This is a genomic window from Chitinophaga sp. G7 BAM 1005 (assembly GCF_057126945.1).
The window spans coordinates 5,710,276-5,726,414 of sequence record NZ_CP181478.1 but is presented as its reverse complement, the minus strand read 5'-3'; the positions used below and the strand labels follow the sequence as shown (position 1 = coordinate 5,726,414).

The window sequence follows — 16,139 nt, the reverse complement described above, 5'->3', positions numbered from 1 at the left end:
AATAAAAATAGTATGAAGAAGATTACCGGTATGGCACTGTTGCTGATGATAGGATTCACATCTTATGCACAGCGCGCTTCACATGTGGTGCTGATTACCATTGATGGCTTCCGGCCTGAGTTTTACACCGATGCTTCCTGGGGTATGGTGAACCTGCGGGCAATGAAAGACAGCGGTGCTTATGCAGATGGGGTAAACAGTGTATTTCCTACTGTTACCTATCCCAATCATACGTCGCTGATTACCGGCGTAACACCGGCCAGGCATGGTATTTATTACAACACGCCTTTTGAACCCAATGGCGCCAGCGGGATCTGGTATTTTTATTACGACAGTATAAAAACGCCCACGCTGTTCGATGCAGTGCATAAAGCCGGTAAAAAATCGGCCAATGTAATCTGGCCGGTATCCGTAGGCGCACCGATCGATTACAATATACCAGATGTATGGTCTATTGGTAAAAAAGACAGACGGGAGTTGATGGCTACGGTAACCAACCCGGTATCGCTGTGGCAGGAAGTACAGGAGCATGCCACCGGTAAACTGGGTGCAAAGGACTTCACGATGGAAGATGAAGAAATGATCCTGGATGAAAATGTGGCCCGCATGTCGGCCTATCTGATCGCTACCTATAAGCCTGCTTTTACCACACTGCACCTGGCCTGCACGGACCATTACGAACATGAACAGGGCCGTGACGGGTTGTTGGTAAGAAAGGCCGTAGCCGGCGCCGACAGGGCATTGGGTACCATTATAGAAGCACTCAAACGGGCAGGTATATACGAAAATACCACCATCATTGTTACCGGTGATCATGGTTTTGTGAATATCAGCAAAAGCTTTTCCCCGAATGTATTGCTGGCGCAAAACGGATTGCTGAACAATGCCAAAACGGGCGATTGGAAAGCGCAGTTTCATTCTTCCGGCGGAGCGGCTTTCCTGCATTTGAAAGATCCAAAGGATGCGGCTACACAGCAGAAAGTGCTGGCATTGCTGAAAGCGCTGCCAGCTGCACAGCAGCAGCTGTTCCGGGTTATTACCCGTAAGCAGCTCGATGCAGTGGGGGCTGATCCGCATGCTGCCCTGGCTATTTCCGCATCAGATGGCGTAACCATTGGCGGCGCATCTACCGGGGAACTGGTACGGGCTGCCAAAGGGGGAACGCATGGTTATTTCCCGGATTTTAAGCAGATACAAACCGGCTTTGTGGCTTCCGGAGCCGGGATAGTGGCAGGTGCTCATGTAAAAGAAATGAATGTAACAGACGTGGCGCCGCTGGTAGCACAACTGCTTGGGTTATCGCTGGATAATACCGATGGCAAAGTGCCGGCGGGTGTGGTTACTAAATAAAGCATTGAAAACGTAGCAATAGTAAGCGGGTGCCTTGTGAGAGGGGCGCCCGTTTTTTTGTCTTTTATCGGTGAAAATTATTTACGCCTGCAGGGAAGGTAAATTTTCATAGGCTGCCGGGGTTATTACTGCTGCGTTGTCGGGCTTTACTTTTCTGACAGAATTCACCGGCCAGCATTCCAGTTGTGTTGCGGGCAGTTCATACTGTATGATGGTTCGTATATACGTATCTGTTAGATCTGGTTGCAGCCATTGTTCTGCGAGTTCAGTAGTAAGCATCAAGGGCATTCTGCCGGCGTTGTCGCCACCGTTGTGGATTTGTGCCATCAGTGGGTTGGCGGCGCGGGTTAGTAGTGTGAAAGCGGGTATGCGTGCGGGTTTATCCACATCCCAGGAGTTAGACATTGCCCATAGCCCCGCTATAAAAAAGAGTTCCTGTTCTTTGGGTTTAATATAGTAGGCCACTTTGTTTTTCCATCCGGGGATGTGCCGGTATTCAAAGAAGCCACTGGCGGGAACCAGGCAACGCTGATGCCGGATGGCATTCCACATAGTACCATTTTCAAGTATTTTTTCGCTGCGGGCATTCAGGAAAAGTTGTCGCTGGCGTTTTACTTTTTCCAGGGTGTCCAGCATTTTAGGTACGGGACCCCAGGTATATTTTTCCAGTTTGAATCCGTTGTTGTTGGTTACCACCGGCCATTCAGGGTACGACATTCCAATCTTGTGCCAGGTGGGATCGAAGTGGATATCCAGTTTGCCGCCAGGTTTCAGTCGCGGCAGGTATTTAAAAATGCTCTCTATGCTGGAGGTAAAAGCGATATCGTAACACATATTGATCTGTCGGGATGTTATATCTGATAAAGGTACTTTTATTTCTGTATCTGCCCCGGTACGCTATTTACGCATATCTACAATCACCGCAGTTACCACGCCCCATACCTGGAAGTCGGCATCTTCAGTAATAACAATGGGTTTATAAAAAGCGTTTTCGGGGTGTAATACCCAGCTGCGGCCTGCCTTTACGAGGCGTTTTACAGTATATTCCCCATTGAGCGCCGCCACTACAATATCTCCTGTAGATGGGCGGATGGAGCGGTCTACAACGGCCATGCAACCGTCGGGGATGCTGGCATCTGTCATGCTATCGCCTTTTACCCTGATAATGAAGGAGGTGGTGGGATTTGGCTGCAGGATACGGGAGAGATCAATCTGTTCTTCCTCGTAATCCAGGGCAGGCGTGGGAAACCCTGCGGGGACACTGGTGTTAAAGAATGGCAGGGTGATGTGCCGGTCACTCAGTTTCAATACTTGCATATAACTATCGTTTTTGTGAATACTAATATTATTAGCAAAATAAAGCTAAAATTATTAGTTTGTAAAATTCATTAACACATCGTTTGCAAAAGGTGGAAATCTGCAACTGCAGCGGGTGAAAAGTAAGTGACAGGAGATCAGTGCGCTGTGACAGCCGGCTGCTAAAACAGGCGCAGTGGGATTTTTTGGAGGAGATGGGAAGGGAACATATCTAGTTCAATAATTATCTTCGGGATAAATTTTTTATCACATATATTTGGGAGGAAATACATTGTTTTTGTTTTAGTTTAAAGATTGATTATTCTATTAAAACCCATTCCCTCATTACATGAAAAAATCCTTGCTGCCCCTGTTCGTGGGCCTTATTACCTTTGCCTCCTGCTCCCATAATGCACTGAATGAAATTCAACCGCTTGATGCCGGTTCCCGTTCATTGTTAGGAGCTGACACCTTAGTGGTGGATACTGTCACCCGTTTAGCATCTTCCCCGGCAGTTATTTCCAGGAAAAACTCTAATGTTGTAGACATGTTTGCGCAGAGTATTACTAATAGCCTGCTTCACCGTACCTGGTCACCGGTATCGGGATGGTCGGCGTGGGAAAACCTCGGCGGAACCATTACATCTGCACCTGCAGTGGCTTCTCTGAATATCAATTCGCTGGTAGTATATGCGAAGAGTACCACTAATACGCTGATAGAAAAAAGATGGACATCGTCAACCGGATGGTCTGGCTGGACAGACCTGGGCGGACAGCTTAATTCTGCACCTGCTGCTATCAGCAGGGATGGTATAAACATCAATACCTTCGCGCGTGACTCTGCGAATCACCTGATACAGAGATACTGGGCGCCGGGAGTAGGTTGGTCTACCTGGCAAAGCCTGGGCGGAAATATTACTTCCGCACCGGCAGTTGCAACGCTCGATTCAAGTAACCTGTATGTATTTGCAAAAGGAACTACGAATAACCTGGTACTCAGAAAATGGGTGTTAGGCGCAGACTGGCTGCCGTGGACCGATTTGGGTGGCAGCATTGCTTCCGGTCCGGCTACAGTATCAAGGTCGCTGTGGATAGTAAATGTTTATGCACAGGGTACCGATGGCACATTGGCCCAATTGTATAATACAGTTTCTTCACCTACTTCCGACTCATGGTCCAGCTGGCAAACACTTGGAGGTAGTATCGTTGGTACACCTGCTGTAGCTGCAAGATCAGGTAATTCCCTTAATATTTATGCACCGGGTTCAAGTGGTCTGCTGGTACAAATATCATGGGATTCTGTATTGGGCTGGTCTGCATGGACTAACGTGCCTAACTGATTTTTAAGGAATTAAATTTTTTAAAAGATGAAGCGGGGAGCGATGGTTTCCCGCTTCGTTATTTATAGGGATGCTTCTCTGTTATCGGTAAAATAAAGTTTACCTCTTCAGAGCTTCATCTTTTTGCTATCAATATTAACCTGGATAATAACTGATCAACAGCGTAAAAGAACAACCATTTATACCAGTGATTATATATAAGCGCTTATGTTTAAATTTCCGGTTAATTCCAAAAAAAACCTTTGTTATTTCATTTTACTTCCTATTTTTGCACCTGAAATTATGATTACAAACAAACATACACATCACCACCATCATATCTTACCACAAGGGTAGGCAGGGGATGATTTGTGTATATCACCATATTACATCATCAACAGGGGCTTACCGAGGAGGTAAGCCCCTTTTTTTATTTTATCAGGGATGAAACTGAAAATTGCAATCCAGAAATCTGGCCGCCTGCACGACGATTCCATCAAGCTTTTGAAGGAGTGCGGCATCGACATCAACAATGGTGTTAATAAGCTGAAGACAGAAGCTACCAATTTCCCGCTGGAAGTGTTTTTCCTGCGCGATGATGATATTCCGCAATACATTGAAGATGGTGTGGCAGATATAGGAATTGTAGGAGAAAATGTAGTGCTGGAAAAACAAAAGCAGGTAAATATTGTTCAGAAACTGGGCTTTGGTAAATGCCGCTTGTCTATGGCAGTGGAGAAATCAGTGGATTATACTTCCGTGAAAGACCTGCAGAACAAACGTATTGCTACCAGCTATCCGGTGATAGTAGAAGCGTTCCTGCAACAAAACGGTATCACCGCAGAGATCCATGAAATCAGCGGCTCCGTGGAAATAGCGCCCGGTATAGGTTTGGCGGATGCAATCTGTGACCTGGTGAGCAGCGGATCTACCCTGTTCATGAATGGTTTGAAAGAAGTGGAAACAGTGCTGAAGTCGGAAGCCGTGCTGGCAGCCTGCCACAGCCTGAAGCCGGAACAACAGCTGCTGCTGGACAAACTTCTGTTTCGCATCCAGGCAGTAAGGAAAGCAAAAAATAATAAGTACATCCTGCTCAATGCGCCCAATGAAAAACTGAATGAAATTATTGGTCTGCTGCCGGGCATGAAAAGCCCTACAGTACTTCCTTTGGCAGAAGCCGGCTGGAGCTCTGTACATTCAGTGCTGAATGAAAATGATTTCTGGGATATCATCGAAAGCCTGAAAGAGGCCGGTGCACAAGGTATCCTGGTAGTGCCCATCGAAAAAATGGTGATCTGATAAATTGAGTAAACGATGCAAATAACCAGATTTCCCGATAAAAGTTCCTGGAATACGCTGCTGCAAAGACCTGTAATGGATACCTCCACGCTCGAAAAGAAAGTGAACGATATCCTGCAGGAAGTACGTACCGGCGGAGATGCCGCCGTCAGAAAATTTGCAGCTGAATTTGATAAAGTAACGCTGGAAAATTTACAGGTACCATCCGCTGCTTTTGCCACTGCAGAAGCTACCCTGGAACCCGCACTGAAAGCGGCTATCCAGCAGGCGGCAAAAAATATTACTACCTTTCACCGCGCTCAGCAGGAAAAGGTACAGGTAATTGAAACCATGCCCGGCGTACAATGCTGGCGCAAATCGGTAGCTATACAAAAGGTAGGCTTATATATCCCAGGCGGTTCCGCACCGCTGTTTTCCACTATCCTGATGCTGGGAATACCAGCCATGATAGCAGGTTGTAAGGAGATAGTGCTTTGCACGCCTTCCCTGCACCCGGCGATATTGTACACTGCACAGCTGGTAGGAATTGAAAAAGTATTTACTATCGGTGGTGTGCAGGCTATTGGCGCTATGGCTTACGGTACGGAAAGCGTGCCGCAGGTATATAAGATCTTTGGTCCGGGTAACCAGTATGTTACCTGTGCAAAACAACTGGTAAATAAAAGCGGCGTAGCCATCGATATGCCGGCAGGCCCTTCAGAAGTGGCTGTGCTGGCGGATGATAGCTGTGTGCCGGCTTTTGTGGCCGCCGACTTACTATCGCAGGCAGAGCATGGCCCCGACAGCCAGGTGGTATTGGTAACCACGAGTGAGAAAGTACTCACCAACGTGACCAATGCGTTGAACGCCCAGCTGGACGCACTTCCCCGAAAAGGCATTGCCACCGCAGCGTTGGAAAACAGCAAGATGATCCTGGTAAAGGATATGGACACCGCCATTGATATGCTGAACACCTATGCGCCGGAACACCTCATCCTGGCCTGTGAAGGAGCAGAGAACCTGGCAGATAAAGTAACAGATGCCGGTTCCGTTTTCATGGGCAACTACACCCCGGAAAGCGCCGGTGATTATGCTTCCGGCACCAATCACACGCTGCCTACGAATGGCTATGCCAGGGCCTACAGCGGCGTTTCGCTGGATAGCTTCGTGAAAAAGATTACTTTTCAGCAGATATCTCCCGAAGGGTTGCAAAATATTGGTACTACCATAGAAGCAATGGCAGCAGCAGAGGGACTGGAGGCGCATAAGAACGCCGTTACCGTAAGATTAAAACAGCTGGAATACACCGGCTCACTAATAACAGATTAATTAATACGATATGTTTAATCTCGATACCCTGGTAAGGGAAAACATAAAAAAACTGGTACCTTATTCTACTGCCAGAGATGAGTTCAAAGGAGAAGCGTCTATTTTCCTGGATGCGAATGAGAATAATTTCGGATCTCCGTTGCCGGTGAACTACAACCGCTACCCTGATCCGATGCAATGGCAGCTCAAATACAAAATTGCTGATATCAAAGGCGTGCCCCCGCAGAATATTTTTATTGGTCACGGCAGCGACGAAGCCATAGACGTGCTTTACCGCTCATTCGTAAATCCGGGTGTGGATAATGTGATTCTTTGTCCGCCTACCTATGGTATGTATGAAGTAAGTGCGCATATCAACGATGCTGTTATCCGCAAGGTAACGCTGACAGAAGATTTTCAGCTGGACATTCCCGCACTGCAACAGGCCATAGACGCCAATACAAAGCTCATCTTCATCTGTTCTCCCAATAACCCTACCGGTAATTCTATTAACCGTTCGGATATTGAACTGCTGTTGAATAATTTTGATGGTATTGTAGTGATAGATGAAGCTTATATCAATTTCTCCCGTCAGAAAACCTTTATACAGGAACTCACCGAATACCCCAACCTCGTGGTAATGCAAACGCTGTCGAAGGCATGGGGATTGGCCGGACTCCGTATCGGGATGGCTTTTGCCAGTGAAGATATTGTGAACACCTTTAACAAGGTGAAACCTCCGTATAATATCAGCCAGGCTACCAATGAGCTGGCGCTCCAGGCATTGGAAAACGTAAGCCAGGTAAATGAATGGATCCGTGAAATAGTGATAGAACGCGACCTGCTTTCCGGCGCGCTGATCCAGCTGCCGGAAGTACTGCACATTTATCCCAGCGATGCCAGCTTTATCCTGGTGAAAACCACCGATGCGAAAGGCATTTACAACTACCTTATTGAACAGGGAATTGTAGTGCGCGACCGTTCCAAAGTAGAACTGTGTATGGGCTGCCTGCGGATCACCATAGGTACGCCGGCTGAGAACCTGCGCCTGCTGGAAGTATTGAAATCTTTTAACCTGAAAACAGCCACAACAGCATCTGCATGAAACGAGTGCTCTTTATAGACCGTGATGGTACCCTGATTAAGGAAGTGCCGCCAACTTACCAGATCGATAGCCTGGACAAAATAGAGTTTTATCCCAAAGTATTCGTGAATATGGCGCGGATCGCCGCTGAGCTGGACTATGAGCTGGCAATGGTTACCAACCAGGATGGCTTGGGCACCGCCTCTTTCCCGGAAGATACCTTCTGGCCTGCGCAGAACATGATCATGAAAGCGTTTGAGAACGAAGGGATCAGGTTTGATGAGGTGTTTATTGACCGCTCTTTTCCGGCTGACAACGCGCCTACCCGCAAGCCCCGCACCGGTATGCTCACCAAATACCTGGATGGCAGCTATGATCTGGCCAACTCTTTCGTGATCGGCGATCGCATCACCGATGTGGAACTGGCAAAGAACCTGGGCGCAAAGGCTATCTGGATTAATGAAGGCTCGGGTTTGGGTAGCGCAGAGATCAGCGATAACACGGTGGCCCTGCAATCTGTGATTGCCCTTGAAACCACCGACTGGAACCGGATCTATGAGTTCCTGAAGCTGGGGTTAAGAACGGTAACGCATGTACGTAAAACCAATGAAACAGATATCAATATAGAACTAAACCTGGATGGTACCGGTAAAGCGGATATTCATACCGGGTTGGGTTTCTTTGATCATATGCTCGACCAGATTGCCCGTCATGGCGCTATAGACCTGAAGATCACGGCCAAAGGCGACCTGCATATCGATGAGCACCACACCATAGAAGATACCGGTATTGCACTGGGAGAAGCCATTGCCAAAGGATTGGGAGATAAACGGGGTATCGAAAGATACGGTTTCTGCCTGCCGATGGATGATTGCCTGGCCCAGGTGGGTATTGACTTTGGCGGTCGTAACTGGCTGGTATGGGATGCGGAGTTTAAAAGGGAAAAAATAGGGGAGATGCCTACCGAGATGTTCTATCATTTCTTCAAATCCTTTTCAGATGGCGCGAAAGCGAACCTGAACATTAAGGCGGAAGGCGAAAATGAGCATCATAAGATAGAAGCCATCTTTAAAACCTTTGCCAAGTCCATTAAAATGGCGGTAAAGCGGAATCCGGCCAATATGCAGCTGCCTTCTACCAAAGGCGTGTTGTAGGGAAAGGCAGTCCCGCTCCGCTGTTTCGACAAAAAAAATTTGCATTTTCTAAAAAAATGTTTCATTTTTGTTCTCGCTATGCAAAATATCATTACAAACAAACATTGGTGGTGGCACGGAATCAATTCCTGATCTGTGTTACAGTGCCATGTTTCGTTTAGAAATATATTTGGAAGGCCCGCTGTTACACAGCGGGCCTTCCGCTTTTTCAGCCCTTCCCTTTTTCAAATAAAACAAATACTTCACCCAATACATCATGCGTACCATCCAAGTAAAAACGAGATCCAAACAGATGCTGGCAGACATTTTCACGCCAGTGGGAATATATCTGCGGCTGCGCGATAAATTCCCGGGTTCTATCCTCCTCGAAAGCACTGACTACAGGGCCAGTGACAACAGTTATTCCTTTATTTGTGTGAAGCCTATTGCAGGTATCGAAGTTACTTCCACGTCGCACTTCGAGTTTAAGTATCCCAACCTGCCTGTAGAAAAGAAAGAGCTGAAGAATAAGCAACAGGTACTGGATGAAATGGAAAAGTTTCTGGGCAACTATTCTTTCACCGGTAAACACCCGGTACCAATGGCGCAGAGCCTCTTCGGCTACACTACTTTTGATGCCGTACAGTTCTTTGAAACCATTGAATTTAATAAGAAGAAACAACAGGCAGGTAACACCATCCCGCTGATGCGTTACCGCTACTATCAATATGTAATAGCGATCAATCACTTTAAAGATGAACTGTATCTTTGTGAAAACCAGGTAGAGGGCATCGACAGTGAGTTTGAACTACTGGAGTCGCTTATCCGGCACAAAGATTCCCCCGGGTATCCATTTGCCACTGCCGGGGAAGAGGAAAGCAATATGACGGACGCGGAATATATGCAGATGGTAGAACAAGGCAAACAACACTGCTTCCGCGGAGACGTTTTCCAGGTAGTACTTTCCAGAGCTTTCCAGCAATCCTTCAAAGGCGACGAATTCAACGTTTACCGCGCCCTCCGCTCCATCAACCCCTCTCCTTATCTTTTCTTCTTCGATTACGGCGATTACAAATTAATGGGTTCCTCACCGGAAGCACAGATCGTGATTACAGATGGCAAAGCCACTATTCACCCCATTGCAGGTACTTTCCGCCGTACCGGAGATGATGAACAGGACAAACTGCTGGCGAATAAACTGCTGGAAGATCCGAAGGAAAACGCAGAACATGTGATGCTGGTGGACCTGGCCCGGAATGATCTCAGCAGAAACGCCACAGAAGTGGAAGTGGCTTCGTACAGACAGGTACACTTCTATTCCCACGTAATTCACCTGGTAAGCGAAGTAACCGGAAAGGTAGATCCAAAGCTGAATCCCTTCACCCTCCTGGCTTCCTCCTTCCCGGCAGGTACACTGTCCGGCGCACCGAAATACCGCGCTATGGAAATCATTGATCAGTATGAACCCACTGCGCGTGGCTTCTACGGCGGTTGCATCGGCGCTGTTGGTTTCAACGGCAACTTCAACCACGCCATCATGATCCGCTCCATACTCAGTAAAATGAATACCCTGTACTATCAGGCTGGCGCCGGCGTGGTAGCTAAATCAGTAGCTTCTTCAGAACTGGAGGAAGTGAACAACAAACTCAATGCGTTAAAACAAGCCATTCTGCTGGCACAAAAAATTTAGTATGAATATCCTCGTTTTCGATAACTACGATTCATTTACATACAACCTCGTTCATCTCGTGGAAAAAATCATCAACGGTAAAGTAACCGTGGTACGCAATGATGAAATTCCACTGGAAAAAGTAAACGACTACGATAAAATCATTTTATCGCCCGGTCCCGGCATCCCGGAAGAAGCGGGATTACTACTGCCGCTGATCAAAGAATATGCGCCCACCAAATCCATTTTTGGGGTATGTTTAGGCCAGCAGGCCATAGGACAGGCTTTTGGCGCTTCTCTCACCAACCTGAAAGAAGTATACCACGGCGTAGCTACCAATGTGAATATTATTAAAGAAGATGGACGGCTGTTTAACGGTTTACCACGACAAATACTCGCGGGACGTTATCATTCCTGGGTAATTGACGAATCTACCCTGCCCGCAGAACTGGTGATCACTGCCAAAGATGAAGACGGTTTTATCATGGCCTTGCAACATAACAAGTATGATGTAAGTGGTGTACAGTTTCACCCGGAAAGTGTGCTTACCCCGCAGGGAGAAAAGATTGTAAGAAACTGGTTAAGCCTGTAAGAACAACAGGACACCCGTTTTAACATTATCGAACACCCAATCAGCAAAATTCTTCCAAAAATGAAAAAGATTCTTAACTACCTTTTTGAACATAAAACTTTCAGCCGCGAAGCTGCCAAAGATATCTTAATCAGCATTTCCAAAGGCATGTTCAATGAAAGCGAACTGGCCGCTTTCATGACTGTATACCTGATGCGCAGCATTACCATCGATGAGTTGCTGGGTTTCCGTGATGCCTTGCTGGAACTCTGCGTACCGGTTAATCTCAACGGCTACGATGTACTGGACATCGTTGGTACCGGCGGGGATGCGAAAAATACTTTTAATATTTCTACCTTGTCGTGCTTTGTGGTAGCCGGCGCAGGAGCCAAAGTAGCCAAACATGGCAACTATGGCGTGTCTTCTGTAAGCGGCGCCTCCAATGTAATGGAGCTGATAGGGTATAAATTCAAGAATGACGATGCCAAACTGAGAACAGAGCTGGAAGATTCGGGTATCTGTTTTCTCCACGCACCCCTGTTCCACCCGGCGTTGAAACATGTAGCCGGTATCCGCCGCCAGCTGGGTATCCGTACGTTCTTTAACATGCTCGGCCCCCTGGTGAACCCGGCGCTGGCCAAACATCAGCTGATCGGCGTGTACAGCCTGGAAATGGCAAGGGTATATAACTACCTGTTCCAGCAAACGGACAAACAGTTTGTGATTGTTCACAGCCTGGATGGATATGATGAAATATCCCTCACGGCAGATACCAAAGTGATCACCAACAAAGGTGAACAGGACTGGACCCCGGAACAGCTGGGCAAACGTAAAGTTCACCAGGAAGATATTTATGGCGGTAACTCTACTGAAGAAGCCGCAAAGATCTTTATGAAGATCCTGAAAGGAGAAGGTACCTGGGCACAGAATTCCGTTGTTTTTGCCAACGCAGCAATGGGTTTGTACAGCCTCGGAAAATATAATTCGTATGAAGATTGCTTCGCCGCCGCGGTAGAATCCCTGGAGTCGGGCAGTGCACATAATGCGTTCAAAAAACTGATTGCTTTGCAGTCGTAGTACAGATAGTTTATCATGAAGAATATTTTAGCAGAAATTGTTGCTCATAAACACATCGAAGTAGCTGCCCGCAAGCTGCAGCGCAGCGCGCAGGACCTGGAGCAGTCGCCGGCATTCCCGAGGGAAACCTTGTCGCTCCGCCATTTCCTGCAACAGCCGGAAAAAACGGGCATCATTGCAGAGTTCAAACGCCGCTCTCCTTCAAAGGGAGTGATCAATGGCGATGTTACTGTTCAACAGGTGACCACTGCATATACCCGTTACGGCGCTTCCGGGCTGTCGGTACTCACCGATGAAAAATATTTTGGCGGTTCTTCCGACGATCTGCAACAGGCACGCAGCTTCAACCAGATCCCGATTCTGCGGAAAGATTTTGTGATAGATGAATACCAGATACTGGAAGCAAAGGCCATTGGTGCGGATGTAATACTCCTCATCGCAGAATGCCTGGATGCCGCACAGGTAGCACACCTGGCCGCCTTTGCACATAACCTCGGACTGGAAGTATTGCTGGAAGTGCACAGTGAAGCGCAACTGGAAAAAGTAACCGGACATACTCATTTGGTAGGGGTGAATAACCGCGACCTGATCACTTTCCAGGTGGACTTTAACCGCTCCTGTGAACTGGCGCCGAAAATTCCGGCGGATAAAGTTAAAGTGGCAGAAAGCGGTATCAACGATCCTGCTGCTATTGTAACATTGAAAGCCGCCGGGTTCCAGGGATTCCTGATAGGCGAGCATTTCATGAAACAGGAAGATCCTGCGCGTGCCTTTGAAAATTTTGTACAAACACTCAACGACCTGCAGCATAAATCATAACACTATGCGTATTAAAGTTTGCGGCATTACCAGGATAAATGACTTGCAGGCGCTGGTAGATAACAGCGTGGACTATGCGGGGTTTATTTTTTACGAAAAATCCCCGCGTTTTGCCGGTAACAAAATAGATGCAAGATCGGTACGGGAAACCACCCGCATCAAGAAAGCAGGGGTGTTTGTAAATGCGCCGCTGGAGCAGATCCAGCGCACCGTGAGCGATTACGCACTGGACCTGGTGCAACTGCATGGCGATGAAACACCGGAATTTTGCGCCGCTGTCCGCACATTTATTCCGGTAGTGAAAGCTTTTCGTATAGGTGACAACGTTAACTGGCAAACCGAGGTAGCGCCTTTTATACCGGTAACGGATTATTTCCTGTTCGATACTGCTTCTGTAAAAGGTTATGGCGGTACCGGCGAAAGATTTAACTGGGAGCTGCTGGCTGCTTATCCTTTTGATCATCCCTTCTTTTTAAGTGGTGGCATTAGTGCGGATCAGGCAGCGGAAATATTGGAGATGCAGTTGCCGGCGTTGTTTGCTGCAGATGTGAACAGTAAGTTTGAAGACAGTCCGGGTGTGAAAAACATCCCGCTGGTAAAACAATTTGTGAAACAAATTCATTCATCAATAATAAAATAGACGGTCATGGATATTGCGATTAATACCGGCAACTCCAGGTATCAGGTGGATAAGAATGGCTATTATGGCAGATTTGGCGGGGCATATATCCCGGAGATGCTGTATCCCAATGTACAGGAACTACAGTCCCAATACCTCAGCATCCTCAGTGATCCTACTTTTCAGCAGGACTTTGAAGCCCTGCTGCGGGATTATGTAGGACGGCCTTCCCCTTTATATTTTGCAAAGCGTTTGTCTGAAAAATATAAAGCGAAAATTTATCTTAAGAGAGAAGATCTGAATCATACCGGCGCACATAAAGTAAACAATACTATCGGGCAGATCCTGCTGGCGCAACGACTGGGGAAACGCCGTATCATTGCTGAAACCGGCGCCGGTCAGCATGGCGTGGCTACTGCCACCGTATGTGCGCTCATGGGCATGGAGTGTGTGGTGTATATGGGGAGCATCGATATAGAAAGACAGGCGCCCAACGTAGCCCGTATGAAAATGCTGGGAGCCACTGTAGTGCCGGCCACCAGTGGCAGCAAAACGTTGAAAGACGCCACCAACGAAGCAATCCGCGACTGGATCAACAACCCGGTAGATACCCACTATATTTTAGGTACCGCTGCAGGCCCGCATCCATACCCCGATATGGTGGCCCGTTTTCAGTCGGTGATCAGCGAAGAGATAAAGAAACAGCTCCTGGAGAAAACCGGCAGCGAAAATCCTGACTATGTACTGGCCTGTATTGGTGGCGGTAGCAATGCAGCCGGCGCCTACTTCCACTATCTCGACAGGGAAGAAGTGAAACTGGTAGCAGTAGAAGCTGGTGGAAAGGGTGTACACAGCGGGTTTTCCGCCGCCACCACGCAGCTGGGCACCATTGGTATTATCCATGCCAGCAAAACATTGCTGATGCAAACCAACGACGGACAAATTGTGGAACCGCATTCCATTTCCGCAGGACTTGATTATCCCGGCATCGGACCGATGCACGCCCATTTATATGAATCGGGCCGCGCACAATTCCTGTCGGCCACCGATGATGAGGCGCTTGCAGCAGCTTATGAACTGAGCCTGCTGGAAGGAATTATTCCTGCTATGGAATCGGCTCACGCCCTGGCTAAACTGAAAGACCTGCCACTGAATACAGATGATGTAGTAGTGGTATGCCTTTCCGGTCGCGGTGATAAAGATCTGGATACCTATATCCGTCACATGAATAAATAAAATGGATTATGCAAAATCGTATTGATCAACTGTTTGCCGTTAAACGGCACAACGTTTTAAATATATATTGTACGGCTGGTTTTCCGCAGTTAAATGACACCCTGCCGGTAATGACCGCGTTACAACAGTATGGGGCGGATCTTATTGAGCTGGGCATGCCGTTCTCCGATCCGCTGGCGGATGGCCCTGTGATCCAGGACAGCAGCACCAAAGCGTTGCAGAACGGGATGAGTCTTCACAAACTGTTTGAACAACTTACCAGCTTCAGGGATCGTATACAGGTGCCCGTTATTCTCATGGGGTACTTCAACCCGGTATTAACTTACGGTGTCGAAGCCTTTTGTGCAAAATGTGCAGAAGTAGGCGTAGATGGTATCATTGTGCCGGACCTGCCGATGGCGGAATATGAAAATGAATACAGGCCCATTTTTGAAAAGTATAACCTGCACCTGATTTTCCTGGTAACGCCGGAAACCAGTGAAGAACGGATCCGTAAAATAGATAGTCTGAGTAAGGGTTTTATTTATGCCGTGTCTTCTTCCTCCACTACGGGAAAAGACAAGGATATGAAAGACCAGCAGGCTTATTTTGAGCGGCTGAAGCAATTGCAGCTCAAAAACCCGGTTTTAATTGGTTTTGGTATAAAAGATAAAGCTACTTTTGAGGCGGCATCTGCATATGCCAATGGCGCTATTATTGGTACTGCTTTTATCAGGGCCATTGAGCACAGCAAAAATATTGACGAAACGGTGAAAACGTTTATTTCGGGAATAATTCAGTAATAACATGAAAACGGTTATCATAAAATATAACGCCGGCAATATCCGCTCTGTGCAATTCGCATTGGAGCGTTTAGGCGTAAACGGTACTGTTACGGATGATCACGAAGAGATCATGTCGGCCGATAAGGTGATTTTTCCCGGGGTGGGTGAAGCCAGCACGGCGATGCAGTACCTGAAAGAAAGGAAACTGGATGCTGTGATTGCCGGTCTGAAACAGCCGGTGCTGGGCATTTGCCTGGGGATGCAGCTGTTGTGTAAATATTCGGAAGAAAACGATACCAAATGCCTCGGTGTATTTGATGTGGATGTGAAACGTTTTCAGTCGCCGGTGGAAAACCTGCTGAAAATACCACAGATCGGATGGAACAACATCACCGGTTTGCACAGTGTAGTGTTTGAACATGTGCCGGAGAATTCCTACATGTATTTTGTACATAGCTACTATGCAGCCCTCGGCGCAGATACTGTAGCCATCACCAATTACGTGATCAACTACAGTGCTGCTTTGCAGAAGGATAATTTTTACGCGGTACAGTTTCACCCGGAGAAATCCGCAGTAGCCGGCGCCCGTATTATTGAAAACTTTTTGAACCTGTAAG

General features: G+C 47.4%; 16 protein-coding genes. 14 read left to right on the top strand and 2 right to left on the bottom strand.

The features are described from left to right. Positions 1-12: 12 nt before the first annotated feature. Positions 13-1,350, top strand: a complete 1,338-nt coding sequence (locus ACMXI2_RS22725) for an alkaline phosphatase family protein (RefSeq protein ID WP_483778343.1) — start codon at positions 13-15, stop codon at positions 1,348-1,350. Positions 1,351-1,431: 81 nt separating this feature from the next. Here ACMXI2_RS22725 and ACMXI2_RS22720 read toward each other — a convergent pair whose 3' ends face one another. Both ACMXI2_RS22720 and ACMXI2_RS22715 read right to left on the bottom strand, forming a co-directional pair. Then, positions 1,432-2,184, bottom strand: a complete 753-nt coding sequence (locus tag ACMXI2_RS22720; RefSeq protein WP_483778342.1) for an SOS response-associated peptidase — start codon at positions 2,182-2,184, stop codon at positions 1,432-1,434. A gap of 63 nt (positions 2,185-2,247) precedes the next feature. After that, positions 2,248-2,667, bottom strand: a complete 420-nt coding sequence (locus ACMXI2_RS22715; RefSeq protein ID WP_483778341.1) for a LexA family protein — start codon at positions 2,665-2,667, stop codon at positions 2,248-2,250. A 328-nt stretch (positions 2,668-2,995) separates the two neighbouring features. Between ACMXI2_RS22715 and ACMXI2_RS22710 the strand changes: the two genes are divergently transcribed. The 13 genes from ACMXI2_RS22710 (at position 2,996) to hisH (ending at position 16,138) form a co-directional block, all read left to right on the top strand. Continuing rightward, the gene (locus ACMXI2_RS22710) at positions 2,996-3,985 is read left to right on the top strand and encodes a DUF8189 domain-containing protein (protein WP_483778340.1); all 990 of its coding nucleotides are present in this window, start codon (positions 2,996-2,998) and stop codon (positions 3,983-3,985) included. Positions 3,986-4,408: 423 nt separating this feature from the next. Next, a complete protein-coding gene (hisG, locus tag ACMXI2_RS22705) occupies positions 4,409-5,263 on the top strand; it encodes an ATP phosphoribosyltransferase (RefSeq protein WP_483778339.1) in 855 nt (284 codons plus the stop codon). A gap of 15 nt (positions 5,264-5,278) precedes the next feature. After that, the gene (gene hisD / locus ACMXI2_RS22700; RefSeq protein ID WP_483778338.1) at positions 5,279-6,571 is read left to right on the top strand and encodes a histidinol dehydrogenase; all 1,293 of its coding nucleotides are present in this window, start codon (positions 5,279-5,281) and stop codon (positions 6,569-6,571) included. Positions 6,572-6,581: 10 nt separating this feature from the next. Continuing rightward, positions 6,582-7,655: a histidinol-phosphate transaminase gene (hisC, locus tag ACMXI2_RS22695; RefSeq protein WP_483778337.1), complete on the top strand. Its 1,074-nt coding sequence runs from the start codon at positions 6,582-6,584 to the stop codon at positions 7,653-7,655. Then, positions 7,652-8,788, top strand: coding sequence for a bifunctional histidinol-phosphatase/imidazoleglycerol-phosphate dehydratase HisB (hisB, locus tag ACMXI2_RS22690; protein ID WP_483778336.1), 1,137 nt, complete (start codon positions 7,652-7,654; stop codon positions 8,786-8,788). The genes hisC and hisB overlap by 4 nt, the downstream gene beginning before the upstream one ends. Before the next feature lie 256 nt (positions 8,789-9,044). After that, the gene (locus ACMXI2_RS22685) at positions 9,045-10,457 is read left to right on the top strand and encodes an anthranilate synthase component I family protein (RefSeq protein WP_483778335.1); all 1,413 of its coding nucleotides are present in this window, start codon (positions 9,045-9,047) and stop codon (positions 10,455-10,457) included. A 1-nt stretch (position 10,458) separates the two neighbouring features. Next, the gene (locus ACMXI2_RS22680) at positions 10,459-11,028 is read left to right on the top strand and encodes an anthranilate synthase component II (RefSeq protein ID WP_483778334.1); all 570 of its coding nucleotides are present in this window, start codon (positions 10,459-10,461) and stop codon (positions 11,026-11,028) included. A 60-nt stretch (positions 11,029-11,088) separates the two neighbouring features. Next, positions 11,089-12,084, top strand: coding sequence for an anthranilate phosphoribosyltransferase (trpD, locus tag ACMXI2_RS22675; protein WP_483778333.1), 996 nt, complete (start codon positions 11,089-11,091; stop codon positions 12,082-12,084). Between the two features lie 15 nt (positions 12,085-12,099). Beyond that, positions 12,100-12,903, top strand: coding sequence for an indole-3-glycerol phosphate synthase TrpC (gene trpC / locus ACMXI2_RS22670; protein WP_483778332.1), 804 nt, complete (start codon positions 12,100-12,102; stop codon positions 12,901-12,903). A 4-nt stretch (positions 12,904-12,907) separates the two neighbouring features. Then, complete coding sequence (locus ACMXI2_RS22665) at positions 12,908-13,543, top strand: phosphoribosylanthranilate isomerase (RefSeq protein ID WP_079470575.1); 636 nt, start codon at positions 12,908-12,910, stop codon at positions 13,541-13,543. Positions 13,544-13,549: 6 nt separating this feature from the next. Continuing rightward, complete coding sequence (trpB, locus tag ACMXI2_RS22660) at positions 13,550-14,758, top strand: tryptophan synthase subunit beta (RefSeq protein WP_483778331.1); 1,209 nt, start codon at positions 13,550-13,552, stop codon at positions 14,756-14,758. A gap of 8 nt (positions 14,759-14,766) precedes the next feature. Further along, positions 14,767-15,540: a tryptophan synthase subunit alpha gene (gene trpA / locus ACMXI2_RS22655; protein WP_483778330.1), complete on the top strand. Its 774-nt coding sequence runs from the start codon at positions 14,767-14,769 to the stop codon at positions 15,538-15,540. Positions 15,541-15,544: 4 nt separating this feature from the next. Then, positions 15,545-16,138 (top strand): imidazole glycerol phosphate synthase subunit HisH, encoded by a 594-nt coding sequence (gene hisH / locus ACMXI2_RS22650; RefSeq protein WP_079470571.1) that lies wholly within the window; start codon positions 15,545-15,547, stop codon positions 16,136-16,138. Position 16,139: the final 1 nt, after the last annotated feature.

What these genes read in the sequence shown, in the direction of transcription:
- ACMXI2_RS22725 (WP_483778343.1), top strand. Translation starts at nt 13, where the DNA reads ATGAAGAAGATTACCGGTATGGCACTGTTGCTGATGATAGGATTCACA.
- trpC (WP_483778332.1), top strand. Translation starts at nt 12,100, where the DNA reads ATGAAGAATATTTTAGCAGAAATTGTTGCTCATAAACACATCGAAGTA.
- hisG (WP_483778339.1), top strand. Translation starts at nt 4,409, where the DNA reads ATGAAACTGAAAATTGCAATCCAGAAATCTGGCCGCCTGCACGACGAT.
- ACMXI2_RS22685 (WP_483778335.1), top strand. Translation starts at nt 9,045, where the DNA reads ATGCGTACCATCCAAGTAAAAACGAGATCCAAACAGATGCTGGCAGAC.
- hisB (WP_483778336.1), top strand. Translation starts at nt 7,652, where the DNA reads ATGAAACGAGTGCTCTTTATAGACCGTGATGGTACCCTGATTAAGGAA.
- hisC (WP_483778337.1), top strand. Translation starts at nt 6,582, where the DNA reads ATGTTTAATCTCGATACCCTGGTAAGGGAAAACATAAAAAAACTGGTA.
- ACMXI2_RS22680 (WP_483778334.1), top strand. Translation starts at nt 10,459, where the DNA reads ATGAATATCCTCGTTTTCGATAACTACGATTCATTTACATACAACCTC.
- hisD (WP_483778338.1), top strand. Translation starts at nt 5,279, where the DNA reads ATGCAAATAACCAGATTTCCCGATAAAAGTTCCTGGAATACGCTGCTG.
- ACMXI2_RS22710 (WP_483778340.1), top strand. Translation starts at nt 2,996, where the DNA reads ATGAAAAAATCCTTGCTGCCCCTGTTCGTGGGCCTTATTACCTTTGCC.
- ACMXI2_RS22720 (WP_483778342.1), bottom strand. Translation starts at nt 2,184, where the DNA reads ATGTGTTACGATATCGCTTTTACCTCCAGCATAGAGAGCATTTTTAAA.
- trpD (WP_483778333.1), top strand. Translation starts at nt 11,089, where the DNA reads ATGAAAAAGATTCTTAACTACCTTTTTGAACATAAAACTTTCAGCCGC.
- trpB (WP_483778331.1), top strand. Translation starts at nt 13,550, where the DNA reads ATGGATATTGCGATTAATACCGGCAACTCCAGGTATCAGGTGGATAAG.
- ACMXI2_RS22665 (WP_079470575.1), top strand. Translation starts at nt 12,908, where the DNA reads ATGCGTATTAAAGTTTGCGGCATTACCAGGATAAATGACTTGCAGGCG.
- trpA (WP_483778330.1), top strand. Translation starts at nt 14,767, where the DNA reads ATGCAAAATCGTATTGATCAACTGTTTGCCGTTAAACGGCACAACGTT.
- ACMXI2_RS22715 (WP_483778341.1), bottom strand. Translation starts at nt 2,667, where the DNA reads ATGCAAGTATTGAAACTGAGTGACCGGCACATCACCCTGCCATTCTTT.
- hisH (WP_079470571.1), top strand. Translation starts at nt 15,545, where the DNA reads ATGAAAACGGTTATCATAAAATATAACGCCGGCAATATCCGCTCTGTG.